Genomic DNA, 25199 nt, shown 5'->3' with positions numbered 1-25199 from the left:
CGGCTCGTGCTTCAAGTAGGCCGGAACGCGAGAGCGCGGTCACGTTCCGAGGGCTCGGGACTTGACGAGGAGAAATAAGTCCGTACTATTCCGGTCCCCCGAGGACCGGGCCGGCCCAGGCAGGCGGGTCGGGCACGGGCTCGGGCTCCGGGTCGGCGGCGACGGGGATGCCTACCGCACGGTGGTCGACCAGCGTGGGCGTACGGCCCCGCGGGGCGGAGTGATCGTCGAGGGCGGTGCGCAGGGCCGCGACGAATTCCACGCAGGTGCCGTAACGGTCGTCGGGGGACTTGGCCAGCGCCTTGCGCAGCACGTCGTCGGCGGCAGGCGGGACCCCCTGCCGCTCCTCGCTCAGAGCGGGCGGCGGGTCGTACTGGTGCGCCCACAGCAGGTCGAGGGCATCCTCGCGCCGGAAGGGCGGGGTGCCCGCGAGGGTCTCGTAGACGACGCAGGCCAGGCTGTAGAGATCGGACCTGCCGTCCACCGGTAGGCCCGCGACCCGCTCCGGCGCCACGTAGTCGAGGGTGCCGACGAATTCGCCCGCGGTGGTGAACCCGGTGAGCGACAGGGACTTCTTCGCCAGCCCGAAGTCGGTGAGATAGACGTGCTCGGGGTGGTCGCTGTCGACACCCTTGGCGACCAGGACGTTGCCGGGCTTGACGTCCCGGTGCACCAGATCGTGCTGGTGGGCGGTGTCGAGCGCGGACGCCAGCTGCGCGGCGATGCGCAGTGCGGTCGGCACCGGGAGCGGGCCCGCCCGGTCGAGCAGGGCGCGCAGATCCTGCCCGGCGACGTAGCACATGGCGATGTACAGGACCCCGTCGGTCTCGCCGGCCTCGAAGACGGGCACGATGTGCGGGTGCTCGATGGCGGCGGCCACCCGTGACTCCTGGGTGAAGCGGCGGCGGAAGGCGTCGTTGCGGGTGTACTCGGGGGCGAGCAGTTTGAGGGCGACCGTACGGCCGAGACGCAGGTCCGTGGCGCAGTAGACGACCGCCATGCCGCCGCGGCCCAGCTCGCGCTCCACCCGGTAGCCGGCGATCTCCGTCCCGATCGGACCGGAGGGTTGCACCACCTGCCCAGTCACACCCGAATTCTACCGAGTTGATCCAGATGCCCGCTTGGCCACGGCAGGGCGAAGGCCCGGGCCTCCCTCACGGGCCCCGGGCCTTCCCCTGTCCGGAAGCGTCCGTCACGCCGCTACCGGAACCTCCGGCTCCGCGCCGTTCGTGGCGGGCGCGAGCACCAGCTCCAGGACCTGGCGGACGTCCGTCACGGTGTGGACGTCGAGCTTGTCCAGCACCTCGGCCGGGACGTCGTCCAGGTCGGCTTCGTTGCGCTTGGGGATGACCACGGTGGTCACCCCGGCGCGGTGGGCGGCGAGCAGCTTCTGCTTCACGCCGCCGATGGGCAGCACCCGGCCGGTCAGCGAGACCTCGCCGGTCATCGCCACGTCCGTGCGGACCAGGCGGCCGGAGAGCAGGGACGCGAGGGCGGTGGTCATCGTGATGCCCGCGCTCGGCCCGTCCTTGGGGACCGCGCCCGCCGGGAAGTGGATGTGCACACCCCGGTCCTTCAGGTCGGCCACCGGCAGCTCCAGCTCGGCACCGTGGCTGCGCAGGAAGCTCAGCGCGATCTGCGCCGACTCCTTCATCACGTCGCCCAGCTGACCGGTCAGGGTCAGCCCCGCCGCGCCCGTCTCCGGGTCGGCCAGGGAGGCCTCCACGAAGAGGACGTCGCCGCCGGCACCGGTGACCGCGAGGCCGGTCGCCACGCCCGGGACGGACGTACGGCGCTCGGCCGGGTCCTGGGCGGACTCGGGCACGTGGTGCGGACGCCCGATCAGACCGCGCAGGTCCTCCTCCCGGACGGTGAACGGCAGCTCCCGCTCGCCGAGTTCGTGCTGGGCCGCGATCTTGCGCAGCAGCCGGGCGAGGGACCGCTCCAGGGTGCGCACGCCCGCCTCGCGGGTGTACTCGCCGGCGAGCTTGCGCAGCGCGCCCTCCGCGATCGAGATCTCGTCCTTGTCCAGGCCGGCCCGCTCCAGCTGGCGCGGGAGCAGGTGGTCACGGGCGATGACGACCTTCTCGTCCTCGGTGTAGCCGTCGAGACGGACCAGCTCCATGCGGTCGAGCAGGGCCTCCGGGATGGCCTCCAGGACGTTGGCGGTGGCGAGGAAGACCACGTCGGACAGGTCGAGTTCGACCTCCAGATAGTGGTCGCGGAAGGTGTGGTTCTGCGCCGGGTCCAGGACCTCCAGCAGCGCCGCCGCCGGGTCACCGCGGAAGTCCGAGCCGACCTTGTCGATCTCGTCCAGCAGGACCACCGGGTTCATGGACCCGGCCTCCTTGACGGCGCGGACGATACGGCCGGGCAGGGCACCGACGTACGTACGCCGGTGGCCGCGGATCTCCGCCTCGTCCCGCACACCGCCGAGGGCGACGCGGACGAACTTGCGCCCCATCGCGTGGGCGACGGACTCGCCGAGCGACGTCTTGCCGACGCCGGGCGGGCCGACGAGAGCCAGTACGGCACCGCCGCGCCGGCCGCCGATGACGCCCAGGCCGCGGTCGGTACGGCGCTTGCGCACCGCCAGGTACTCGGTGATCCGCTCCTTCACGTCCTCCAGGCCGGCGTGCTCGGCGTCCAGGACCGCCTTGGCGCCCTGGATGTCGTAGGCGTCCTCGGTGCGGTCGTTCCACGGCAGTTCGAGGACGGTGTCGAGCCAGGTGCGGATCCAGGAGCCCTCGGGCGACTGGTCGCTGGACCGCTCCAGCTTGTCGACCTCCTTGAGGGCGGCCTCGCGGACCTTCTCCGGCAGGTCGGCGGCCTCCACGCGGGCGCGGTAGTCGTCGGACTCCTCGCCCTCCTGCTCGCCGTTCAACTCGCGCAGTTCCTTGCGCACGGCCTCCAGCTGACGCCGCAGCAGGAACTCGCGCTGCTGCTTGTCGACGCCCTCCTGGACGTCCTTGGCGATGGTCTCGGCCACGTCCTGCTCGGCAAGGTGGTCGCGCAGCTGCTGCGCGGCGAGCCTGAGGCGGGACACCGGGTCGGCGGTCTCGAGCAGTTCGACCTTCTGCTCGGTGGTCAGGAAGGGCGAGTACCCGGAGTTGTCGGCGAGCGCGGAGACGTCGTCGATGGCCTGCACGCGGTCCACGACCTGCCAGGCCCCGCGCTTCTTCAGCCAGCTGGTGGCGAGGGCCTTGTACTCCTTGACGAGTTCGGCGGCATGGCCGGGCAGCGGCTCGGGCACGCTCTCGTCGGCCCTCACGCCCTCGACCCACAGCGCGGCGCCCGGACCCGTCGTACCGGCGCCGATCCGCACCCGGCCGCGGCCGCGGACCAGGGCCCCCGGGTCGCCGTCGGCCAGCCGGCCGACCTGCTCGACCGTGCCCAGCACACCGGTCTTGGCGTACGTCCCGTCGATGCGCGGCACCAGCAGGACCTTGGGCTTCCCGGGCTCCGACCGGGCGGCGGCCTGTGCGGCCTCCACCGCGGCCCGCACCTCGGTGTCGCTCAGGTCGAGCGGGACCACCATCCCGGGCAGCACGACCTCGTCGTCGAGCGGCAGCACGGGCAGTACGAGCGTGAACGCCGTGGACTCAGCAGCCATGATCTCCCCTTTGGCAGTCAACTTGAGCTATGCCGACTCAATGCACGGCGCTGCGCGGTTGTTCCCCGGTTGGCGTTCGCTGTGAGCGATCAAGTGGTGACGCCGGGGTCGGCGGCGCCCAAGGGGGGTGGAGTGAGAGGCGTGCGCGGGTGCGGGCCGGTGGGGGGCGATCGCGCAGGTCCCCGTGCCCTTTCAGGTCGTCGGTGGATCAGCTCTGCCAGCGGCGTACGAGCGGCCAGCCGGCGATCCCGATCGTGAGGGCGATCAGATGACCCCAGTTGGTCATCGGGTCCTGGAAGGCGAGCAGATCGCTCAGGAGTGTGCCGGCGACCAGGGCGAGGAGGGGCCAGCGGACCCAGGGCGCGAGCAGGCCGGAGAGGGCGCCGATGCTGGCGGCGACACCGAAGCTGATGCCGTAGTCGAGGCGGTGCAGGGAGGTGTCCGGAAGATGGCCGAACAGGACCGCGAAGCCCACCGGGACCTCCGTGGCGAGGGTGGCCAGGACATGGCCCGCCAGGAACACGCAGGCCGCCCGGGCGCCGCCTATCCGCCGCTCCAGCGCGGTGAGCACCAGCACGAACGCGGCCGCGTACGGCGACACGATCCCGCCCGCGACCCACACTGCGCTCGCCAGCAGCACCAGGACCGGCGTGCGCGCCAGATGGGCGACGTCGGTACTGGAGTCCTGGTACAGCCGGTGGACCAGCGCGGGGTCGGCCCAGCTCGCCACGAGCGAGGTGAGGGCGAGAAGGGCCGCGTAGGCGAAGGTGAACGGGGTGCCGGCGGGGGTGGGCAGGAGGCGCCAGGGGCGGAAGGCGGGACGGGCCGCGATCGGGGGCGGGACCGGGATCGGGATCGGGATCGGGGTCGGCGTCACCGCCGGGGCGGGCAGCTCACGCTGTCGGGGAACCCCGTCGAGCAGGCCGGCGATGTCCGGCAACGGGGTGGAGGGAAGAGGCGTGCCCAAGGGCGGGGACGCGGCGATTGCAGGGCCCGTCACGGTCCGTTCCACGGTGAGGCGCTCCTTCCGTCGCGCCCCACCCTTCGTGTTCATGAGGCCGCTGTCTATGACCGACGCCACGCGAGAGCGGATTCACAGCAACCTCAGACGCTTCGCAGGCGTCCGCCCCGGCCCGCACACGAGTTCGCCGAGCACCCGGCCTCATCCCGCGAACGGGTGCATCCGCCGGTTCGCGGCCGGTTCCCGGTCAATTCCCGTGAACGCAACGCCCCGTTCGAGCAGGATGGACGCATGACTGCCGTGTACGACTCCCCCGTGGTCCTGGACCGTCGCGAAGGCCCCCATGGCGAGGTGGTCCTGCGCAGACACGGCACGCTGCTGCAGATCATCGCCAACGGCTGCTTCCTGATGGACACCTCCGACGGCCGCTCGGAGCGGCTGCTGGTCGACGCCGCCCACGCCGCCCTGGACGGGCGCCCGGCGCCGGACGTGCTGATCGGCGGACTGGGGGTGGGATTCTCGCTCGCACACGCGTCGGCGGACGAGAAGTGGGGGCGGATCACCGTCGTCGAGCGGGAGCCCGCGGTCATCGACTGGCACCGGGACGGCGGCCCCCTGTCCGCGCTCTCCGCGGACGCGCTCGCCGATCCGCGCACCGAGATCGTCGAATCCGATCTCGTGACGTACGTCAATGAGACATCGGACACGTTCGATGCCCTGTGTCTCGACATCGACAACGGTCCCGGCTGGACGGTCACCGAGGGCAACGGCGGCATTTACTCGCCTGCCGGACTCGCGGCCTGTGCACGGGTGTTGAACCCCGGCGGGGTGCTGGCTGTATGGTCTGCCGAACCCTCTCCGGAATTTGAAGGAAGCTTGCGGAATGCCGGGTTCCGTCAGGTGCGTACCGAAGAGGTGCCCGTTGCCCGGGGCGTTCCGGACGCTGTACACCTCGCCGTCCGCCCTGGATAGCGACGGCGCGGTGAGTCCCCGTAATGTGCTGCCCTGACGCGGATCATTCAAGCGTCAATCGCAGTCATGGGATCACCCCACGGATTCCGGAAAGCAACAGGGGCGGGCGATGGAGCAGACACACACCTCCCAGACCGGCGCGGCCACGACGACCCAGGGCGCGCAGCGCCGCGTGCTGGTCGTCGAGGACGATCCCACGATCGTCGACGCGATCGCGGCCCGGCTCCGCGCCGAGGGATTCCTCGTGCAGACCGCGGCAGACGGTCCGGCGGCGGTCGACACGGCCGAGGCCTGGCAGCCCGACCTGCTGATCCTCGACATCATGCTGCCCGGCTTCGACGGCCTGGAGGTCTGCCGGCGCGTGCAGGCCCAGCGCCCGGTGCCGGTGCTGATGCTCACCGCGCGCGACGACGAGACCGACATGCTGGTCGGCCTCGGGGTCGGCGCCGACGACTACATGACCAAGCCGTTCTCCATGCGGGAGCTGGCCGCGCGGGTGCACGTCCTGCTGCGGCGCGTGGAGCGGGCGACCATCGCCGCGTCCACGCCGCGCTCCGGCATCCTGCGGCTCGGCGAGCTGGAGATCGACCACGCGCAGCGCCGGGTGCGGGTGAAGTCCGAGGACGTCCACCTCACGCCCACCGAGTTCGACCTGCTGGTGTGCCTGGCGAACACCCCGCGCGCGGTGCTCTCCCGGGAGCAGCTGCTCGCCGAGGTGTGGGACTGGGCGGACGCCTCCGGCACCCGGACCGTGGACAGCCACATCAAGGCGCTGCGGCGGAAGATCGGCGCCGAGCGGATCCGCACCGTGCACGGTGTGGGCTACGCGCTGGAGACACCGACGCCATGAGCGGCCGACGGGAGGCCGCACGGAGGAGCCCCGGGGAGGACCCCTGGGGCGGCGTACGCCCGTTCTCGGTCAAGACCAAGCTGGGTGCGCTGGTCGTCATCTCGGTGCTGATCACCACCGGTCTGTCGATGATCGCGGTGCACACCAAGACGGAGCTGCGCTTCATCACGGTCTTCTCGATGATCGCCACACTGCTGATAACGCAGTTCGTGGCCCATTCGCTCACCGCGCCGCTGGACGAGATGAACGCGGTGGCCCGCTCCATATCGCAGGGCGACTACACGCGCCGGGTGCGCGAGAACCGCCGCGACGAGCTGGGCGACCTGGCCCAGACGATCAACGTCATGGCCGACGAGCTGGAGACACAGGACCACCAGCGCAAGGAACTGGTCGCGAACGTCTCGCACGAGCTGCGTACCCCCATCGCGGGCCTGCGCGCGGTGCTGGAGAACATCGTCGACGGGGTCACCGAGGCCGATCCGGAGACCATGCGGACGGCCCTCAAGCAGACGGAACGCCTCGGCCGCCTGGTGGAGACCCTGCTGGACCTCTCCCGGCTCGACAACGGCGTCGTCCCGCTGAAGCTGCGCCGCTTCGAGGTGTGGCCGTACCTCTCGGGCGTGCTGAAGGAGGCCAACATGGTCGCCTCCGCGCGCGCGGGCATCGCCTCCGGCTCCGGAAGCCACACGCGTACGGACGTGCACCTGCACCTCGACGTCTCCCCGCCGGAGCTGACCGCGCACGCGGACCCCGAGCGCATCCACCAGGTCGTGGCCAACCTGATCGACAACGCGGTCAAGCACAGCCCGCCGCACGGCCGGGTCACCGTGAAGGCGCGGCGCGGGCCGCAGCCGGAGTCGCTGGAGCTGGAGATCCTGGACGAGGGTCCCGGAATCCCCAGGTCGGAGTGGCACCGCGTGTTCGAGCGGTTCAACCGCGGCGCGGTGACCCGGCCGCACGGTCCGGGCAGCGACGGCGGTACCGGCCTCGGCCTCGCGATCGCCCGCTGGGCGGTGGATCTGCACCGCGGCCGGATCGGTGTGGCCGAATCCGACCGGGGCTGCAGGATCATCGTCACTCTTCCGGGACTGACTTCCGTCCCAAGTTGACGTAAAGTCCGAAGCGGAGCCACAAGATCCACGGCTGTCCGCGCAGCCGGACACGTGTGATCAGGGACAGGCCCGGGACGCGCGTCGCACGCAGCCGCGCCGGGCCCCCCTCGGCGTTCCCGCACACCCTCGCACACATGCGGAACCCCGCTTGTTTCCCGCCATATCAAGCCCTGAAACAAGATTTCCGGTGTGACTTACACGACGATGAACCGGCCCGACCTCACCTTCCCGGTCTCGGAGGCGTAGCCTTTATTCCCGCTGTCCATCACCTTGTGAAGCGGAAGAGGGCGGTTGCCGCCGTGTCGCCACAGTCCCCCAGTAACTCGAGCATCTCGACCGACGACCAAGCCGGGAAGAACCCCGCTGCTGCGTTCGGTCCCAATGAGTGGCTCGTCGACGAGATCTATCAGCAGTACCTCCAGGACCCGAATTCGGTAGACCGTGCCTGGTGGGACTTCTTCGCCGACTACAAGCCGGGCGCTCCCGCCGCCTCGGCTCCGGCGGGTACTGCGGCCGCGGGGGCCGCAGGGACCACCACCCCGGCTCCCCCGGCCCCGAGCGCGCCCGCGGCCCCGAAGCCCGCCGCCGCGGCTCCGGCCCCCGCTCCTGCGGCGCAGGCCCCAGCCCCAGCCCCGGCCAAGCCGGCGACGCCCGCACAGGCGCCCGCTCAGCCGAAGGCCAAGGCCGCCCCCGCAGCCCCCGCAGTCGCGGCCCCCGAGGGCCCCGAGCTGATCACGCTGCGCGGCCCGGCCGCCGCCGTCGCGAAGAACATGAACGCCTCGCTGGAGCTGCCGACCGCCACCTCGGTCCGCGCGGTCCCGGTGAAGCTGCTGTTCGACAACCGGATCGTCATCAACAACCACCTGAAGCGCGCCCGGGGCGGGAAGATCTCCTTCACGCACCTGATCGGCTTCGCGATGGTCCAGGCCATCAAGGCCATGCCGTCGATGAACTGGTCGTTCGGCGAGAAGGACGGCAAGCCGACCCTCGTCAAGCCGGCGCACATCAACCTCGGCCTGGCCATCGACCTGGTGAAGCCCAACGGCGACCGCCAGCTCGTCGTGGCCGCCATCAAGAAGGCCGAGACGCTGAACTTCTTCGAGTTCTGGCAGGCCTACGAGGACATCGTCCGTCGCGCCCGCGACAACAAGCTGACGATGGACGACTTCACCGGCGTGACGGTCTCCCTGACCAACCCGGGCGGCCTCGGCACCGTCCACTCCGTGCCGCGTCTGATGCCCGGCCAGTCGGTGATCATGGGCGTCGGCTCCATGGACTACCCGGCGGAGTTCCAGGGCACCAGCCAGGACACCCTGAACAAGCTCGGCATCTCGAAGGTCATGACGCTCACGTCGACCTACGACCACCGGGTGATCCAGGGCGCCGCCTCCGGCGAGTTCCTGCGCCAGGTCGCGAACCTGCTGCTGGGCGAGAACGGCTTCTACGACGACATCTTCAAGGCGCTGCGCATCCCCTACGAGCCGGTCCGCTGGCTCAAGGACATCGACGCCTCGCACGACGACGACGTCACCAAGGCCGCCCGCGTCTTCGAGCTGATCCACTCCTACCGGGTCCGCGGCCACGTCATGGCCGACACCGACCCGCTGGAGTACCGCCAGCGCAAGCACCCCGACCTGGACATCACCGAGCACGGCCTCACCCTGTGGGACCTGGAGCGCGAGTTCGCGGTCGGCGGCTTCTCCGGCAAGTCCCTGATGAAGCTGCGCGACATCCTCGGCGTGCTGCGCGACTCGTACTGCCGCACCATCGGCATCGAGTTCATGCACATCCAGGACCCGAAGCAGCGCAAGTGGATCCAGGACCGCGTCGAGCGCCCGCACACCAAGCCGGAGCGCGAGGAGCAGCTGCGCATCCTGCGCCGGCTGAACGCTGCGGAGGCCTTCGAGACCTTCCTGCAGACCAAGTACGTCGGCCAGAAGCGCTTCTCGCTGGAGGGCGGCGAGTCCGTCATCCCGCTGCTGGACGCGGTCATCGACAGCGCCGCCGAGTCGCGCCTGGACGAGGTCGTCATCGGCATGGCCCACCGCGGCCGGCTGAACGTCCTGGCGAACATCGTCGGCAAGTCGTACGCGCAGATCTTCCGCGAGTTCGAGGGCAACCTCGACCCGAAGTCGATGCACGGCTCCGGCGACGTGAAGTACCACCTGGGCGCCGAGGGCACCTTCACCGGCCTGGACGGCGAGCAGATCACGGTCTCGCTGGCCGCCAACCCGTCCCACCTGGAGACGGTCGACCCGGTCATCGAGGGCATCGCCCGCGCCAAGCAGGACATCATCAACAAGGGCGGCACGGACTTCACGGTCCTGCCGGTCGCGCTGCACGGCGACGCGGCCTTCGCGGGCCAGGGCGTGGTGGCCGAGACCCTGAACATGTCGCAGCTGCGCGGCTACCGCACCGGCGGCACGGTCCACATCGTCATCAACAACCAGGTCGGCTTCACCGCGGCCCCCGAGTCCTCGCGTTCGTCGATGTACGCGACGGACGTGGCCCGCATGATCGAGGCCCCGATCTTCCACGTCAACGGCGACGACCCGGAGGCCGTCGTCCGCGTGGCGCGGCTCGCCTTCGAGTTCCGCCAGGCGTTCAACAAGGACGTGGTGATCGACCTCATCTGCTACCGCCGCCGCGGTCACAACGAGTCGGACAACCCGGCCTTCACCCAGCCGCTGATGTACGACCTGATCGACAAGAAGCGCTCGGTGCGCAAGCTCTACACCGAGTCCCTCATCGGTCGCGGCGACATCACCGTGGAAGAGGCCGAGCAGGCGCTGCAGGACTACCAGGGCCAGCTGGAGAAGGTCTTCACGGAGGTCCGCGAGGCCACGTCCCAGCCGGCCTCCGGCCCGGTGTCGGACCCCCAGGCGGACTTCCCGGTCGCCGTGAACACCGCGATCTCCTCGGAGGTCGTGAAGCGGATCGCCGAGTCCCAGGTCAACATCCCCGACTCCTTCCACGTCCACCCGCGTCTGCTGCCGCAGCTGCAGCGCCGGGCGACGATGGTCGAGGACGGCACGATCGACTGGGGTATGGGCGAGACCCTCGCGGTCGGCTCCCTCCTCCTGGAGGGCACCCCGGTCCGCCTGTCCGGCCAGGACTCCCAGCGGGGCACCTTCGGCCAGCGCCACGCGGTCCTCATCGACCGTGAGACGGGCGAGGAGTTCACGCCGCTGATGTACCTCGCCGAGGAGCAGGCGCGGTACAACGTCTACAACTCCCTCCTGTCCGAGTACGCGGTCATGGGCTTCGAGTACGGCTACTCGCTGGCCCGCCCCGACGCGCTCGTCATGTGGGAGGCGCAGTTCGGCGACTTCGTCAACGGCGCGCAGACGGTGGTCGACGAGTACATCTCGGCGGCGGAGCAGAAGTGGGGCCAGACGTCCGGCGTCACCCTCCTCCTCCCCCACGGTTACGAGGGCCAGGGCCCGGACCACTCCTCGGCCCGCGTCGAGCGCTTCCTGCAGCTCTGCGCCCAGAACAACATGACGGTCGCCATGCCGACCCTCCCGTCGAACTACTTCCACCTCCTGCGGTGGCAGGTGCACAACCCGCACCACAAGCCGCTCGTGGTCTTCACCCCGAAGTCGATGCTGCGCCTCAAGGCCGCCGCGTCGAAGACGGAGGAGTTCACGTCGGGTCAGTTCCGCCCTGTCATCGGCGACGCCACCGTGGACCCGGCATCGGTCCGCAAGGTCGTCTTCGTGGCCGGCAAGCTGTACTACGACCTCGAGGCCGAGCGGGTCAAGCGGGGGGTCACGGACACCGCGATCATCCGCATCGAGCGCCTGTACCCGCTGCCGGGCGCCGAGCTGCAGGCGGAGGTCAACAAGTACCCGAACGCCGAGAAGTACCTGTGGGCGCAGGAGGAGCCGGCGAACCAGGGTGCCTGGCCGTTCATCGCGCTCAACCTGATCGACCACCTGGACCTGGCGGTCGGCGCGGACATCCCGGCCGGCGAGCGGCTGCGGCGCATCTCGCGCCCGCACGGCTCGTCCCCGGCGGTGGGCTCCGCCAAGCGCCACCAGGCCGAGCAGGAGCAGCTGGTGCGTGAGGTGTTCGAGGCGTAGGCCTCCGGCGGTTCGCCGAACACCAGGGCCCGGTGCCGAGTTCCTGCTCGGCACCGGGCCCTTTGCCTACCCGTCGGGGCGGTCGAGACCGTACGCGGCTGCGGGTGCCTGGGGGCTGGTCGCGCGGTTCCCCGCGCCCCCAGGGGGCTGCAGTGCCGTCGGCCGCAACGGCACGGGTGGGCGCAGCGGCACCCCGCAAGCGCGGGCAGGCGAAGCCGACGCCCGGCCGGCCACAGCTCCGGGCACCACGCAAAGAAGTCGGCTCAGCCCAGATACGGCTCGAAGTCCCAGTAGGGGCGGGTGCGCTGGCGGGCGGAGATGGTGTGCGGGTGCTGGGCGCCCAGGGTGCGGGTGAGGCCGAGCAGACCGTCCTCCTCCAGCTTCCCGGCCTCCTCCTGCTCACGGGCGGCCCGCAGATCGGCGGAGAGGGCCACCTGGGCGGAGAGGGTCAGCGGGTGCTCGTGGCCGAGCGTGTGCCGGGACCGGCGCAGCGTGTCCCGGCTCAGCTCCACGGCATCGGCGATCCGGCCGTTGAAGTTCCGGGCACTGGCCGCGTTGAGGGCGCAGCCGAGGACCCAGGGATGGTCGGGGCCGAGGGGGGCGGTGAGTCCGCCGAGGGCCGCCTCGAACATCGACAGGGCCTCGGCGCGTTCGCCGGCCGCCTGCATGACCAGACCGGTGTTGGAGAGCATGCCGGTGGCCACCGGGTGGGCCGGGCCCAGCAGACTGCGGTAGCCGGCCTCGGCCTCGTCGATCAGCTTGCGGGCCTGCACCAGGTCGCCGTGCTCGCGCAGGAAGTTCCCGTAGTTGGTGACGAAGGCCAGCGTCCGGTAGTGCTCCCGGCCGTGCACCTGCTCCAGCTGGTCCAGGAGGCTCGCCATGTACGGCCCCACGTCCTGCTGCTGGCCGCCCTCCCGGCGCCGGCACATGGCCAGGTGGGTGCGGGCGCCGAGGGTCTGCGGATGCTGCGGGCCGAGCACCTGGACGTGCAGCCGGACCAGCGGTTCCTGCCGGGCGAGCGCGTCGCGGTAGCGGCCCAGCAGGCGCAGGTCGTGGGTGACGGCGCTGCCGGAGTTGAGTGTGCTGATGTGCCGGGCGCGCAGCGCGTTCTCCCGCTGGGTGAGAGTCTCCAGGTCGAGTTCGTACGCCTCCTGGTACCGGCCGAGGAGCCGCAGGCCGACGGCGACGTTGTGCCGGGCCATCAGCGTGGAGACCTCGTCGGGGCCGAGGAGGGTGGCGTAGCCGTCGAGGACACCCCGCTGCAGGTCGTCCGCCTCCGCGTACCGCCCGAGGTGGCGCAGGCTGTTGGCCATGTTGCCCTTGGTGGACAACTCGGCCAGCGGGGAGGGCCGTTCGGCCGTTCTGAGCCGCTGGTGGAGGCCGAGGTCGAGGTCGTAGGCGTCGCGGAACCTGCCGCTGGCGCGCAGGATGTTGCTCTCCTGGTAGGTCAGGTCGAGCATGAGCTGGGACAGCGGGTCCATGGTGCGGGCCCAGCGCTCGCGGATCCGCTGGGCCAGGTCGAGGCCGCTCTTGTACTCCCCGCTGCGGAAGCAGTACCGCAGGCAGTTCAGGACCATCTGCTGGACCCGGGGCTGGGTGCTCTCCAGCGCCCCGGAGGGTTCCAGGTGCGGGAGGAGTTCGGCGTACCGGGGCCAGTTCCTGCTGTCCATGGGGTTGCCCGGGTCGGCCTCGGCCAGCAGGCTGCGCACGGCCCGCTGGTGGGCGGCCCGGCCGGCCTCGCCGGTCAGCTTGGAGACGATGTCGTGGACGAGCCGGTGCATGTGCACGGACTCCTGGTGCGGGCCCATGTCGGCACCGACCGGACCGCGGGTCTCCCGGGTGAGGACCGAGTAATTGACCAGGGTGTCCAGGGCCCGGGTCCAGGCGGGCAGGTCGGTGGTCATCCACCGCAGTTCCTCGGGGAGGTCGATCTGCGGGTAGGCGCGGATGAGGCCGATCGGGATGCGTCCGGGCGCGAACGACGTGCAGAGGCCGAGGACGTCGATGGCGTGCGGCTGGGACGCCCGGAGCCGGTTGAGCAGTATCGACCAGGAGGTCATGGAGGACTGCGGGAAGCCGTCTCCGGTGGCGGGCTCGTCCACCGTGGAGAGCCGGCGCTCGCGCACCATCCGCAGATACTCGGGCACTTCCATCCCGGACTCGCCGAGCCAGGAGGCGGCCTGCACCAGTGGCAGCGGTACGTCCCCGAACTCGGCGGCGACCTCGTCGGCCTCCGCGGCGGTGATGTGGGTGGCGCGGCGCATCAGGTAGCCGGTGGACTCGGCCCGCAGGAAGGCGGGGATCTCGAGGATGTCGGTGTGTTCGCTCCAGCCGCGGTTGCGGGAGGTGATGAGCACGTGTCCGGGGCCCTGGGGCAGGAGCGTGTTCACGCCCGCCATGTCGTCCCAGCCGTCGAAGATGATCAGCCAGTTGGTGTGCGGTTCGCCGCGCCGCAGCGCGTCGCGGACGGCGCGGATGCGCTCGCCCGGCTCGCTGCCGATGCTCAGGCCGAGTTCGACGGCGAGTTCGCCGAAGCGGTCGCGCTGGATGTTGCGGTCGTCGGAGTTGACCCACCACACCAGGTCGTAGTCGGTGCTGAACCGGTGTGCGTACTCGGCGGCGAGCTGGGTCTTGCCGATGCCGGACATGCCGAGCAGGGTGCAGATCGCGTTGCCGCGTTCGGCATCGGCCAGGCGCTGGTGGAGGTCGGTGAGCAGGTCGTCGCGGCCGGTGAAGCGCGGGTTGCGGCGCGGGACCTCGCTCCAGATCTCGCAGCGGGTGTCGGGGTACCGGACGCGAGTGGAGGAGGCACGCGGGGTGCGGCGCCGTTCCACGCCGAGCCGGCCCAGCAGCCGTTCCTCGGCGGCGTCCTCGCTCATCCCCCACAGGCTGGCCGGTTCGAGGACGGCGGTGGCCGGGAGCAGGGACCGGTTGGTGAGGTTGACGGCAGCGAAGCGGTCGGCATGGGCGGCGACGAAGCCGCGCAGGACGTCGTTCCATTCGCCGGCCGGGCGCGGGCCGAGTTCGAAGAACCAGTCGTTGAGGACCAGCAGGACGCGGCCGCTGGACAGCAGCAGGTCACCGAACGAGTCCTCCAGCGGCACCTCGCGCGGCGGGTCCCAGCGCTGCAGGGTGGCCCGATGGCCGTGGCGTTCCAGGGCCTGCGCGATCCAGGCCGCCCACGAGCGGTGGTATCCGGGGAAGACCACCAGGAAGTGCTCGGGTGCCGCCGCACCGTCCGCGTCCGACCGCCGCTGTCCCACCATCGTCACTCCCTGCTCCCGCGCCTGTCGCACTCGCGGACATCCGCTCGCATAACGTAACGCAACCGTAGGCTCATGCAGCGTCACTCCCGGGCGTGGGCCATCGATCCGAGGCCGGCGTGATGTCCGCTCATCACTCTGACGAACTCCCTTCCGGCAATGGTCAGTTCATCGGATTCCCGGAGAACGGACAAGGCGTCACCCACATGGTCGCGGTAGACGGTGAACTGTTCCGCCGCCCGGGACCGCCAGGCCGCGGGAAGGGTGCCCCCGGACCGGGCCCGCCACCACAGATCCGCCAGCGCCAGATGCGCGTACGCCCCCTGGAGCACCCCGGGAACGGGACGCGGGTCGGGCCGCCAGCCGACGCGGTGCACGGCTCCGGAACCCGGACGGCACAGCGCCACGACCCCTTCGAGGGCGGCCAGTTTGGTGTGGTGGGTCTCGTGCACCAGGCACTCCGCCAGTTCCGCGGCGTCGGCGGGCAGCTGGGCCAGTACGGCGCCGGGGGCGGCGCGCAGGGTGGCGCTCATCGGTTCGACGCCGGGCCGGCCGGCGGGCGCGAGCGGCACCACGGCCCGGACCAGGGCCCTGACCTCGGCGCTCCGTCCCGGGTCGGTCGCGGCGAGCAGGGCGTGCGCCGCGCGCCAGCGCCGGGCCCAGGCCTCGGGGACGGAGTGCGGACGTTCCGCCGCCGGTACGCCCTGGGGGCCGATCCCGGGCGGCGGCACCCGGTAGGGGTCCAGATCGTCGAGGACGGCGTCGCCGCCGGGCAGCGTGCGCAGCCCGGACCAGCCGCGCGGCTCTCCGACCGGCTCCGCGCCCGTCTCGGCCCGCGGGCGCAGGACGACACCGCTGCCGCCCAGGGCGTCCCCGATGCGCAGGGCCCCGGGTACACCGCTGAGCCGGACCCGGCCCGAGGGAACGCTCAGCACGCCGAGGCCGGGCAGGACCAGTGCGCCCGAGGGAACGGCCAGGTGGCCGTCGACGAGGTCTCCCGCGCGGACGGCGGCGGCGACGGCGACCCCGCCCAGCTGGGCCAGATGCGCCTCGAACAGGGCGCCGTCGGCCGTGGTGAGCGTCTCGGCCAGCCATGCGCCGGTGGTCGGATAGTCGACCGCGTCCCGGACGGCGCCGGCCGCGGTCCGCTCCAGCAGCTCCCAGTCCCGCTCGAACCCTCGCCGCACCGAGGGCGCGGTCCGGGCCCGCCGGCCTTCCACGCGGACGAGGAGGGCCTTGAGAAGCAGCATGCGACGCGCGTGGAGTGCCGCGCGCAGTGTCCCGGTGCTCGCGGGCAGGGGACGGGTGCTGGCCACCTCCGTCAGGATCCCGGAGCCGGCGCCCGGCCCCGTCATCCCCCGGTGTCCTCGTCCGGGACGCCCTCGGCAAGTCCGGCCGGAAACAGACGTTGGGGCCCCTCGCCGCCACCGGAGTACCAGACCTCGTGGAACTCACCGGAGCGGTGCAGCACGTGCTCCACGGCGGCGATCAGTCCGGGGTCGTCCATGGCACGCAAGGACGCCACGTCGACGCCGGTCAGGTCGGGCAGGAGCGCGGTCCGTCCGGCGTCCTCACCGGGGCCGGCCGCCCATGTCCTTGGCTCCCCCACCCTCTGCTCCTCCCTTGCCCGCGCTCGCCCCGCACAGCCACAACGGCTGCCCAGTTCTTCCCGACAGACCGGAAGCAGAAACACTCCCCGGATCAACTCCGGTCAGCCTCGGCCCGGTTGACCCACTCCTGCGACCACGGCCACCAGGGCGGGGCAGCCTCGGACCAGTCGGCCCGAGCGGGTCGCGGGGGCGCACCGGCCGCCAGCTCCTCCTCCGCCCGCCGGGTCAGCTCCACGTCCGCCCAGTCCACCTCGCGCAGCGCGCCCACCAGCCGCTGCCACTGCTCCCGGGCCGCCCGGTAGGCACTGCGTGCCGCCCCGGGCCGCCCCATCAGCGCGAGCACCGCCCCGCTGCCGTGCCGTGCCCGGGCGGCCATCACCGAGCCCGGATCGCTGCCGTGTGCGGCCCGCGCCTCCCGCTCGGCGTTCTCGTACGCCTGGAGCGCATCCGTCAGCACCGGCGCACCGGCCTGATGCCAGCCCTCCAGCCGCACCCGCCCCAACTGGAGCCACACCTCGGCCCGCAGGGCCGCGTCGGCGGCCGCGCGCACCGCCTGGCCGAGCAGGTGCCGGCTCTCGAACAGGTCGGGCAGGAAGCCGAGATGGCGGAACCGCTGGGCGAGCGCGCTGCCGACCAGGCCCTGGAGGCGGCCGCGCTGCGCGGACCGGGCGGGCAGCGCCTTCAGTGCCTCGCGCAGCACGTACTCGGCCCGGTCCACGGTCCCCGAGCCGTCCCGTGCCGAGGCCCGCCGCAGCAGCGACTCGCCCCAGGCGGTGAGGAGCCGGCAGCGCACGGTGCCGTCGGCCGGTGCGAGCAGCGCGGCCCGCTCGTACGCCTCGTCGGCCTCCCGGGCCTCGCCGGCCGCGTCGTGGAAGGCGGCCAGTGCGGCCAGGCAGGGCAGCAGCAGATCGGGGTCGTCCCCGGCGACCCGCAGGGCCCGCGACAGCACCCGCCGGGTCTCGCCGTCCTCGGCGCCGGCCTCCCGCAGGGCCCGCGCCAGGTCGAGCAACGCGGGTCCGCATACGGCATCGGCGGTGCCCTCGGCATCCAGGATCGCGCAGGCTTCCCGGAGTTCGGCGACGGCGGCCTCGGGATGCCGCAGATCCAGCAGGACCCGGCCGCGCAGCAGGAGCCGGGACCGGTGGGCGGAGACGGGCCAGGGCACGGCGGCACTCCGCCGGCCGTCCACGGTCTCCTCGGCCTGGGGTACGGCCTCGGGGCCGAGTGGGGGCGTGTCCTCCTCCGGACGGGTCCCGAAGCCGTCCGGCCCGGAGCCGTCGGAACCGGATCCCTCCCCCTGCTCCCGCTGCGCCTCCCCGGCGTCGCCGAGGCCGGCCAGGGCGTCCGCATCGTCCGGGATCCGCGAGCGGGACCATTCCCGTGCCCGCCCGGTCAGCCCAGGCCAGGGGGCCAGGTCGGGATCCAGGACGTCCAGGGCGGCCGTGAGGTGGTCGCTCTCCGCCGTCAGCTGCCACAGCTCCCGTCGGCAGGCGGCCAGCTCCAGGGCCGCCTCGGCCCGTTCGCGGCTGTCGGCGGGGGCCGCCGAATGGGCCGCGGCGAGTTCGGCCGCGGCCTCGCGCAGCAGCTCGGCACGCCTGCCCGTCGTACGCGCGGCGGCCAGGCCCGCCTCGGCGCGCAGGATGCGGCCGAGGACCAGGTGGGGCCGCAGGCCGGTGCCGGGGGCTGTCCCGGTGCCGGGCCCGGCTGCGGCGAGAGCCTGCTCCCGGGCGCGGTGCAGCACCTCGGGGTCGGCCAGGTGGTGCCATTGGGCGAGCAGCCGCTCGGCCTCGGTCAGCGGGTCGGGCGTGACCAGGTCCGGCAGGTAGAAGCGCAGGACCCGGGCCGGGATGCGGGCGAACAGTTCGGCCTCGACGTTGCCGCCGCCCTCCGGCGCACCGGTGTCCTCGGGCAGGGGCCCTGCACCGGCGGCCGGGTCGTGGTCTGCGAGCCGGGCCGCGGCGAGGGCGGCGAAGTTGCGGGTGCCCCTGCCGAAGTGCCGTTCCACATAGGCCGAGCAGTGTTTGAGCACGAGGCCGGCCGTGTCCTGGTCGAGGGAGGACAGGAGCAGGTCCTGCACCCGGCCCGAGTAGGCGAAGCAGGGCTGGTCCTCGGTGCCGGGGAGCTGTCTGAGCAGCCCGCCGAGCAGTACCTCGGCCAGTTCCATGGGGCCGGTGTCGGGCAGCATGGCCCGCTGGACCAGTTGCATCACGGGCAGGGTGAGGGGGGCCGCGGCGAGGTAGACGGCCAGGCGCAGGGCACCGGGTGAGGCTCCCGCGCGGAAGGCGCGCAGCAGGTCGTCGTCGCTGCGCGGTGCCGGGCCGGCGGGGACGGCCGCGGGGGTGGCCGCAGCCGGGCCGGTGAGGGCCGCCCAGGCGCGCTCGCTGGTGGGGCCGGCCCCGCCGAGCAGACGGGCGAACGCCTCGAAGGCCTCCGGGGTGGGCTGCAGCACCGGCACGGACCGGGCGCCCGGCGCCGGTTCCTCCCACGGCTCGTCGTCGGGCAGGAAGGCGAGACGGCCGCCCACCTCGGCGGGGCGCAGCAGCAGGCCGGGTTCGGCGGGCAGCGCGGTACGACCCCACAGCCGGGGCGGCAGCGGCTGGACCACGGCCAGCGGGGCGGTGCGCGGCCACTGGTGCAGCAGGCGCTGTGCGCTGCCGTTCTGCCACAGCGGGCCCACGCAGTCGCTGATGACGAAGGTGAGCCGGCGGCCGGTGGGGTCGTGCAGTTCGTCGGCCGGGCGCAGCCGGGTGTGCCGGCCGGGACCGGCGGTCGTACCGACGAGGGGCGCGCCGGAGTCGTCGGCGTACAGGTGGTGGACGCGCACGGAGGCGAACGCGCCGGACTGCTGACAGGCCTGGCGCAGTTCCTCGACCAGCTGTCCCCAGACGGCCATGGCGGGCCCGGTGTCCATGAGCAGCTGGACCTCGCAGCGCCGGCGGCGGCCGGGCCGGGTGACCGGGAGCAGAATGCCGCTGGCGGCGGCACGGTCGGCGGTGGCCTCCTCGTCGAGGGGCTCGTCCTCGGAGCGGACGGAGGCGACCCGGTAGCGGCCGAGTGCGCGCAGCGCCTTCTCCAGGCCGAGCAGTCCCGGCAGGGCGCCGGCGGCGGGTGCGCGGACCGGGAAGGCGGTGGGGGTCGCGGCGTCGGCCTGCGGGCGCACGGTGAGGCCGGGGGTGAGCAGCGGAACCGGGGCGGCGGGGGAGTCCGCCCGGGGCTGGTCCGGGACCGGAGACGGTCCGGCGTCGGGCCGTGACGTCTCCGGGTCGCCTTCGGGTCGGGTGGCCGGGGCGGTACCGGACTGCGCGGGGGCGTCGCGGGGCGGGGCTGCGCCGAGCCGCCGGGCCAGCCAGACCGCGTCCGCCACGTCCTCCGCGGTGAGGTCGAGCCCGCCCTGGCGCAGCTTGCCGATCAGCTCGTCCAGGCGCATCCCGGGCATCCGGCCATCACCTCGTACGGTCGAGCGGCTGCATGAGCATCTCGGCGATCCGCTCCCGGGTGAGGCTCTGGGCGCGCGGGTCGTGCCGGGTGAGGAAGAGGGCGTTGAGGAGCTGGTCGGCGGCTAGCACCTCGCCGGGTTCGCGCTCCAGGAACCTGCGGATGAGATCCCCGCCGGCCTCGACGCCGTCCGGGCCGAGGTGCGCCTCGACCATGGCGGTGAGCTGCTCCTCGCCGGGCGGGTCCAGCTCCAGCTGGACGCAGCGCCTGAGCAGCGGGGCCGGGAAGTCCCGTTCGCCGTTGGAGGTCAGGACGATCACCGGGAAGGCGGTGCAGGCGATCCGTCCGCCGCGCACGGCGACCCGGCCGCCGTCGTGGGTGAGCACCTCGACGACGGGTTCGCGGTCGGCCAGCCGCTCCAGCTCGGGGATCGAGAACTCGCCTTCCTCCAGGGTGTTGAGCAGGTCGTTGGGCAGGTCGAGGTCGCTCTTGTCGAGTTCGTCGATGAGCAGCACCCGGGGCTGCTCGGCGGGCAGCAGCGCGGTCCCGAGGGGGCCGAGCCGGATGTAGGAGCCGATGCCGGGGGCGGCCGTCGCGTCCTCGGCGCCGCGGGCGCGCTCCAGCTGGACGTCCTGGAGGCGGCCGATCGCGTCGTACCGGTACAGGCCGTCCTGGAGGGTGGTGCGGCTGACGATGGGCCAGCGCAGCACCGTGCCGAGGCCGAGTTCATGGGCGAGCGCGTACGCCAGGGTCGACTTGCCCGTGCCCGGGTTGCCGGTCACCAGCAGGGGCCGGCGCAGGTAGAGGGCCGCGTTCACCGCGTCGACCTCGGCGGGCCTGGGCGCGTAGTTCTCGACCATACGGCGGCGGACGCCGAGCCTGCGCGCGCTGCTGGGGTCCTCGGCGCCGTCCTCCGGGCCCTCCCGGGAGGACGCGAAGTCGCGCCAGGGCGGCGGCGCCGGCAACCGCAGCATGCCGTCGTGCGGCTGACCCACTCCGCGGTAGATCCGCCAGTCGTTCACCTTGGGCTCCTCCCGGCTCTGGTGATCATGCAGCGGGCCCGGCCGTCCGACGTACGAGGCTACCGTCAGGCGGCCCTGTCTGCCGAGGTTCGGGGTGTCCGGCGTTCACTTCCGGCCCGCCGAACAGCCTTGCGAGTCAAGCGGATTGACGGGGCGTCCGGCGGGCGCGCCGGACAGGTCAGCCGCCGGGCGCGGCCAGGGGCGGCGGCCGCATCGTCTCGGTGGCGTACGGCGGCCGGTCCGGCGGGTCGAACAACACCGCAAGCTTCCCGCGCAGTCCTTGAGCCCGGGCCGACTCAGGGTCGTACAGGCGGATGCGGAGGTCACGCACCGGGCCGTCGAGGCCTTCGGCGTGCCGCGCCGCCCCCAGGACATGGGCGGCCTGCCGGTGGAATTCCTTGCACTCGTCGTGGTCGTGCCGGTCCCGGCGCCAGAGCACCACCGAGTGGCCGGCCATCAGCGCGTCCCTCATCGCCGCCTGCCCCTCCCCGCTGCCGACGGGACCGCAGTAGACCGGAACGCACATGTCGTCCATCGCCGTCAGGGCGCCGTAGTACGGGTACCTGCCCCCGGAGCGGGTCGCGGCGGGGTGGCCGTCGGCCGGGGCCATGCCGTGCAGCGGCTCGTGCGCGAGCGGGCCGCGGACCACGCCCCGCCAGCGTCTGCGCCACTCAGGTGAGGGCGGCCGGGTGTTGCGCCGCAGGTCCCGGACGACGACGGTCCGGCGCATCCCGAGCGGCATGAACCGCTCGTCGACGAAGTCTTCGTCGTCGTCCACACCCTCGCCGTCGCCTTCCTCGCCCTCCAGGACACCGGGACCGGCGGGCCCGGCGGGCAGCAGCTGCCACTCGTCCACGGGAAGGTCGAACAGCTTGCGGGGCAGGAACACCTCGATCGCGGCCAGATGCTCGCCGTGGTCGCCCTGGCCGAGCGCCCGGGCCAGCGGCCCGCGCAGCGTCGCGGCCAGCTCCTCGGCGCGGACACCCCGGTCGTCGGCGTCGACCGGGGTGACGTCCAGGCCGTCGTAGATCAGCTGCACGCTCCACGGGTAGCGGCCGTCGTACATGGGCGCACCCACCTTGACGAGGACGTCGGTACGGGTGGCGGACGGCTGGACGACGGGCGGGGCGGAGGGGTGCCTGGAAGGGGGGACGGCGTCCCATGCCCGGGCGCCGTCACGCCCCTCGGCGTCTTCGCTGCCCGCAGTGCCTCCGCTGCCCTCGGCGTCCCCGCTCCCCTGCGCGTCGACGCCGTCCAGCAGTCCCCGGATGGCCTCGCCCACCGCCCAGTGCCGGTGGCCGGCGGCCTGCCCGGCGAGCCAGCCGGTGAACGCGCCCAGCCGCGCGGGATCCACCTCGGCGGAATGCTCCCGTACGGTCCTGCGCACCGCCTTCGCCGCGTACAGCAGGACGGCGTCGAGGTCGACCAGTGTGCCGCCGCCGCCCGGTTCCAGGGTGCGCAGCCCGTACAGCAGCGCGGCGCCCTCGCGCCAGGTCCGCACGTTCTGCAGCACCAGCGAGCGCAGCCGTTCGCCGCGCACCTGCTCCTTGACCTCCTCCACGAGGTGGACGATCTCGCCCGCTCCGGCGGGCGGCGGCAGTTCGGCGAGGTGGCCGTAGAGCCGGGCGCGGAGGTCTGCGGTGATGCCGGAGGCGGGAGGTGCGAGACCGGGCAGCGCGGCCTGGAGCGTGGTCCAGTTCGCGTACGGCGACGGGTCGTCGAGGAGGCGGAGGTGGTGCAGGTCGTGTGCGCGCAGGACCTCGCGCAGGACGCCGGCTCCCTCGCGCAGGTCGAGCAGCTCGTGCAGCGCGGTGACCGGGACGGCGACGCCCTCCTCCCGGCGGCGGCCCTTGATCACGCCGATGACGGATCCGTGCCGCAGATCCAGGACGGGCCCGCCGGACAGGCCGCCGATCGGCAGGTTGCCGCCGAGCAGCAGCGCCCGGGCGTCGGAGCCCGCGAGTTCGCCCATGCCGTGCCGGATGCCCAGCTCACCGGTCTGCACGGACCAGCCGTAGAGCCCGATCGGGGCCCGGGCGCCCGGCTCCCGGTCGCTCAGCCACAGACAGCGCACGTCGTCGGCGCCGGCGACCCGGACGAGTGCGAGGTCGGGAAACGGCCACGGATCGCGGAACGACTCCGCTGCCCCGGGGCGTGGCGCAAGGAGTACGGCGGTCCCGGTGCCGGTGCGTTCCTCCCAGGCGTCGGCGGCGGTGCGCTCCTGCCAGGTCACGCGCATGGGGCTCTCCCCTCGGCACACCGCGGCGCCCCCCTTCCCCACGACATGGGCGCAGGTCAACAGCCAGCCCGGGGCTATGAAGAACCCCGACCCCCAGTACAGGTCACGGTCCGTTGCATACCCGTCACCCGGTGCGCCGATGCGTGCGAGAGAGGGGCGCACCATCTCGTCGAAGGCGCTCATACGGCGCCGGAGGCCGGGGACCGCGGCGGTACGACGGTGCCGCCGGGCGCCGCGGGATCCGCACCGTCCGCCGCCGTGGCCGGTTCGGTCCAGGTCAGGGACACGGTCAGGGAGGACTTGCCGCCGCCCTCCGCGATGGCGCTCACGATCTTGCCGGACTGCGCCGTCAGTTCGATTCCGAAGCTGACGGACACCTCGACCGGGGCGGGTGTGTCCAGACCGGCGCGCAGGGAGCGCACGACGCCCCCCACCGTGCCGGCCAGGCCGCCCGCCATGTCTATGACGCGGTCCCCGAGCCCGGTGTCCCAGTACCCGCCCTCGTCCAGCGCCTCCTCGTCGGCCGCGCCGATCCTGGCCCAGACGACGGTTCCGTCGTCGAGCCGGATGCGTTCGACTCCTCCACCCATGACGCCCCCGTTCGCTGAATGGGAGGAGAAGGCTAACTCCGGAAAAAGCGGAGGGGGAGGGTCATCGGACGATACGGCTGATGATCGCCCCTACTGTGACGGGAGTGGCCGCTGCTACTCGTCGTCCTCGTCGTCGAGCCGGGCGAGCCAGGTCGCGAGGCGCTCCACGGGCACCTCGAAGTCCGGATTGAGATCCACGAACGTGCGCAGCTGCTCGGCAAGCCACTCGAACGTGACCTCTTGCTCGCCGCGCCGCTTCTCCAACTCCTCGATCCCGCGGTCGGTGAAGTACATGACCTGCTTCTCCTGCGTCTACGTCCGGGGTGGATGGGTCCAGGGACAGCCTATGCAACGGCGCGGGAGCGGGGGGCCACGTGAAGGCGGGCGAGCGACCCCACCCCGGAAAAGGTGTCTTGACTTTCCGTGACCACGATATATCGTGTTTGGAAGAAGACGCGATATGGCGTGTTGTGAGCGCGACCGTGTCCGCCACCCGAGGAGGCTTCCCATGTCCGAGTGGTCCGTCGCCGAGCCCCAGAAGCTCACCTTCGACACCCCCGTGAGCGACCTGCACGTCCGTATCGTCAACGGAACGGTGAACGTCGTGGGCACGGACGAGGGTTCCGCCCGTCTGGAGGTCTCGGACATCGAGGGCCCTCCCCTGATCGTCACCCAGGAGCACGGCACCCTCACGGTGGCCTACGAGGACCTCCCCTGGAAGGGCTTCCTCAAGTGGCTCGACCGCAAGGGCTGGCGGCGCAGCGCCGTCGTCTCCCTCGCGGTCCCCGCCGACACGCGCGTGGAGGTCGGCGTGGTCAGCGCCGGCGCGGTCGTGTCCGGCATCAGCGGCCCCTCGGTGGTCAAGGGGGTCAACGGCGACACGACCCTCGTGGCCCTCTCCGGCCCGGTCCGCGCCGACACCGTGTCCGGAAACCTGGAGGCCCAGGCCGTCACGGGCGACCTGCGCTTCAACTCGGTCTCGGGCGACCTGACCGTGGTCGAGGGCTCGGGCCCCTCCGTCCGCGCCGACTCCGTCAGCGGCTCCATGATCATCGACCTGGACCCGGACGGCCCCACCGACGTGCGGCTGACCAGCGTCTCCGGCGAGATCGCCATCCGGCTGCCGCACCCGGCGGACGCGGAGGTGGAAGCGAACACCGCGAGCGGCACGATCTCCAACGCCTTCGACGGCCTGCGGGTGCACGGCCAGTGGGGCGCCCACAAGATCACCGGCCGCCTCGGCGCCGGCAACGGCAAGCTCAGGGCCACCACGGTCTCCGGCTCGATCGCCCTGCTGCGCCGCCCGCCGGCAGAGGACGAGCACCGCACCGCACCGGACCCGGCGGCCGGCCCCGGCACCACCCCGGGGGACAATTCCGTCTCCGGCCGGGGCACCGGCGCCACCGACGCCCCGGCCGACGGCACGACCGACAAGAAGGTGCTCTGA

The 25199-nt window shown here is 72.6% G+C and carries 16 protein-coding genes; 5 read left to right on the top strand and 11 right to left on the bottom strand.

Features of this window, described 5'->3' with window-relative positions; translation table 11 throughout:
- Positions 1–85: 85 nt before the first annotated feature.
- The 3 genes from ABZ471_RS14135 to ABZ471_RS14125 all read right to left on the bottom strand — a co-directional run bounded on the left by ABZ471_RS14135 (position 86) and on the right by ABZ471_RS14125 (position 4625).
- Complete coding sequence (locus ABZ471_RS14135) at positions 86–1087, bottom strand: serine/threonine-protein kinase (RefSeq protein ID WP_359066006.1); 1002 nt, start codon at positions 1085–1087, stop codon at positions 86–88.
- 105 nt (positions 1088–1192) lie between these two features.
- Complete coding sequence (gene lon / locus ABZ471_RS14130) at positions 1193–3613, bottom strand: endopeptidase La (protein WP_359066004.1); 2421 nt, start codon at positions 3611–3613, stop codon at positions 1193–1195.
- 208 nt (positions 3614–3821) lie between these two features.
- Positions 3822–4625 carry a rhomboid-like protein gene (locus ABZ471_RS14125; protein WP_359066002.1) on the bottom strand — a complete coding sequence of 268 codons (804 nt, stop codon included), beginning with the start codon at positions 4623–4625 and terminating at the stop codon, positions 3822–3824.
- 240 nt (positions 4626–4865) lie between these two features.
- Between ABZ471_RS14125 and ABZ471_RS14120 the strand changes: the two genes are divergently transcribed.
- The 4 genes from ABZ471_RS14120 to ABZ471_RS14105 all read left to right on the top strand — a co-directional run bounded on the left by ABZ471_RS14120 (position 4866) and on the right by ABZ471_RS14105 (position 11593).
- Positions 4866–5546, top strand: coding sequence for a spermidine synthase (locus tag ABZ471_RS14120; RefSeq protein ID WP_359066000.1), 681 nt, complete (start codon positions 4866–4868; stop codon positions 5544–5546).
- Positions 5547–5655: 109 nt separating this feature from the next.
- Positions 5656–6396 carry a response regulator transcription factor gene (locus ABZ471_RS14115; protein ID WP_359065998.1) on the top strand — a complete coding sequence of 247 codons (741 nt, stop codon included), beginning with the start codon at positions 5656–5658 and terminating at the stop codon, positions 6394–6396.
- Positions 6393–7505 carry an ATP-binding protein gene (locus ABZ471_RS14110; protein WP_359065996.1) on the top strand — a complete coding sequence of 371 codons (1113 nt, stop codon included), beginning with the start codon at positions 6393–6395 and terminating at the stop codon, positions 7503–7505. The genes ABZ471_RS14115 and ABZ471_RS14110 overlap by 4 nt, the downstream gene beginning before the upstream one ends.
- Positions 7506–7807: 302 nt before the next feature.
- Positions 7808–11593 (top strand): multifunctional oxoglutarate decarboxylase/oxoglutarate dehydrogenase thiamine pyrophosphate-binding subunit/dihydrolipoyllysine-residue succinyltransferase subunit, encoded by a 3786-nt coding sequence (locus tag ABZ471_RS14105; protein ID WP_359065994.1) that lies wholly within the window; start codon positions 7808–7810, stop codon positions 11591–11593.
- A gap of 263 nt (positions 11594–11856) precedes the next feature.
- On the opposite strand, the gene fxsT is transcribed toward ABZ471_RS14105, so the two are convergent.
- From fxsT to ABZ471_RS14065, 8 genes are all read right to left on the bottom strand, one after another.
- A complete protein-coding gene (gene fxsT / locus ABZ471_RS14100) occupies positions 11857–14859 on the bottom strand; it encodes an FxSxx-COOH system tetratricopeptide repeat protein (protein ID WP_359065992.1) in 3003 nt (1000 codons plus the stop codon).
- An 80-nt stretch (positions 14860–14939) separates the two neighbouring features.
- Positions 14940–16172, bottom strand: coding sequence for an HEXXH motif-containing putative peptide modification protein (locus ABZ471_RS14095; protein ID WP_359065990.1), 1233 nt, complete (start codon positions 16170–16172; stop codon positions 14940–14942).
- Between the two features lie 35 nt (positions 16173–16207).
- Positions 16208–16465, bottom strand: coding sequence for a hypothetical protein (locus ABZ471_RS14090; RefSeq protein WP_359065988.1), 258 nt, complete (start codon positions 16463–16465; stop codon positions 16208–16210).
- Positions 16466–16557: 92 nt separating this feature from the next.
- On the bottom strand, positions 16558–19902 hold the full coding sequence (locus ABZ471_RS14085) for an SAV_2336 N-terminal domain-related protein (RefSeq protein WP_359065986.1): 3345 nt from the start codon (positions 19900–19902) through the stop codon (positions 16558–16560).
- 7 nt (positions 19903–19909) lie between these two features.
- A complete protein-coding gene (locus tag ABZ471_RS14080; RefSeq protein ID WP_359065984.1) occupies positions 19910–20923 on the bottom strand; it encodes a MoxR family ATPase in 1014 nt (337 codons plus the stop codon).
- 178 nt (positions 20924–21101) lie between these two features.
- Positions 21102–23327 carry a trypsin-like peptidase domain-containing protein gene (locus tag ABZ471_RS14075; protein WP_359066089.1) on the bottom strand — a complete coding sequence of 742 codons (2226 nt, stop codon included), beginning with the start codon at positions 23325–23327 and terminating at the stop codon, positions 21102–21104.
- A 14-nt stretch (positions 23328–23341) separates the two neighbouring features.
- The gene (locus ABZ471_RS14070; protein ID WP_359065982.1) at positions 23342–23752 is read right to left on the bottom strand and encodes a CU044_2847 family protein; all 411 of its coding nucleotides are present in this window, start codon (positions 23750–23752) and stop codon (positions 23342–23344) included.
- A gap of 114 nt (positions 23753–23866) precedes the next feature.
- A complete protein-coding gene (locus ABZ471_RS14065) occupies positions 23867–24046 on the bottom strand; it encodes a DUF6104 family protein (protein WP_046418474.1) in 180 nt (59 codons plus the stop codon).
- 214 nt (positions 24047–24260) lie between these two features.
- Here ABZ471_RS14065 and ABZ471_RS14060 point away from each other — a divergent pair, with 214 nt between their 5' ends.
- Positions 24261–25199, top strand: coding sequence for a DUF4097 family beta strand repeat-containing protein (locus ABZ471_RS14060; protein WP_359065979.1), 939 nt, complete (start codon positions 24261–24263; stop codon positions 25197–25199).

This window comes from Streptomyces sp. NPDC005728, assembly GCF_040630895.1.
Taxonomy (GTDB): Bacteria; Actinomycetota; Actinomycetes; order Streptomycetales; family Streptomycetaceae; genus Streptomyces.
Note: the sequence above shows the minus strand (reverse complement) of the source record. Positions and strands in the feature narration are given on the sequence as shown.

Excerpts from the sequence above, each read along its gene's own strand:
- lon (WP_359066004.1), bottom strand. The coding sequence starts at position 3,613 with ATGGCTGCTGAGTCCACGGCGTTCACGCTCGTACTGCCCGTGCTGCCG.
- ABZ471_RS14120 (WP_359066000.1), top strand. The coding sequence starts at position 4,866 with ATGACTGCCGTGTACGACTCCCCCGTGGTCCTGGACCGTCGCGAAGGC.
- ABZ471_RS14115 (WP_359065998.1), top strand. The coding sequence starts at position 5,656 with ATGGAGCAGACACACACCTCCCAGACCGGCGCGGCCACGACGACCCAG.
- ABZ471_RS14110 (WP_359065996.1), top strand. The coding sequence starts at position 6,393 with ATGAGCGGCCGACGGGAGGCCGCACGGAGGAGCCCCGGGGAGGACCCC.
- fxsT (WP_359065992.1), bottom strand. The coding sequence starts at position 14,859 with ATGGTGGGACAGCGGCGGTCGGACGCGGACGGTGCGGCGGCACCCGAG.
- ABZ471_RS14085 (WP_359065986.1), bottom strand. The coding sequence starts at position 19,902 with ATGCCCGGGATGCGCCTGGACGAGCTGATCGGCAAGCTGCGCCAGGGC.
- ABZ471_RS14075 (WP_359066089.1), bottom strand. The coding sequence starts at position 23,327 with ATGGTGCGCCCCTCTCTCGCACGCATCGGCGCACCGGGTGACGGGTAT.
- ABZ471_RS14070 (WP_359065982.1), bottom strand. The coding sequence starts at position 23,752 with ATGGGTGGAGGAGTCGAACGCATCCGGCTCGACGACGGAACCGTCGTC.
- ABZ471_RS14065 (WP_046418474.1), bottom strand. The coding sequence starts at position 24,046 with ATGTACTTCACCGACCGCGGGATCGAGGAGTTGGAGAAGCGGCGCGGC.
- ABZ471_RS14060 (WP_359065979.1), top strand. The coding sequence starts at position 24,261 with ATGTCCGAGTGGTCCGTCGCCGAGCCCCAGAAGCTCACCTTCGACACC.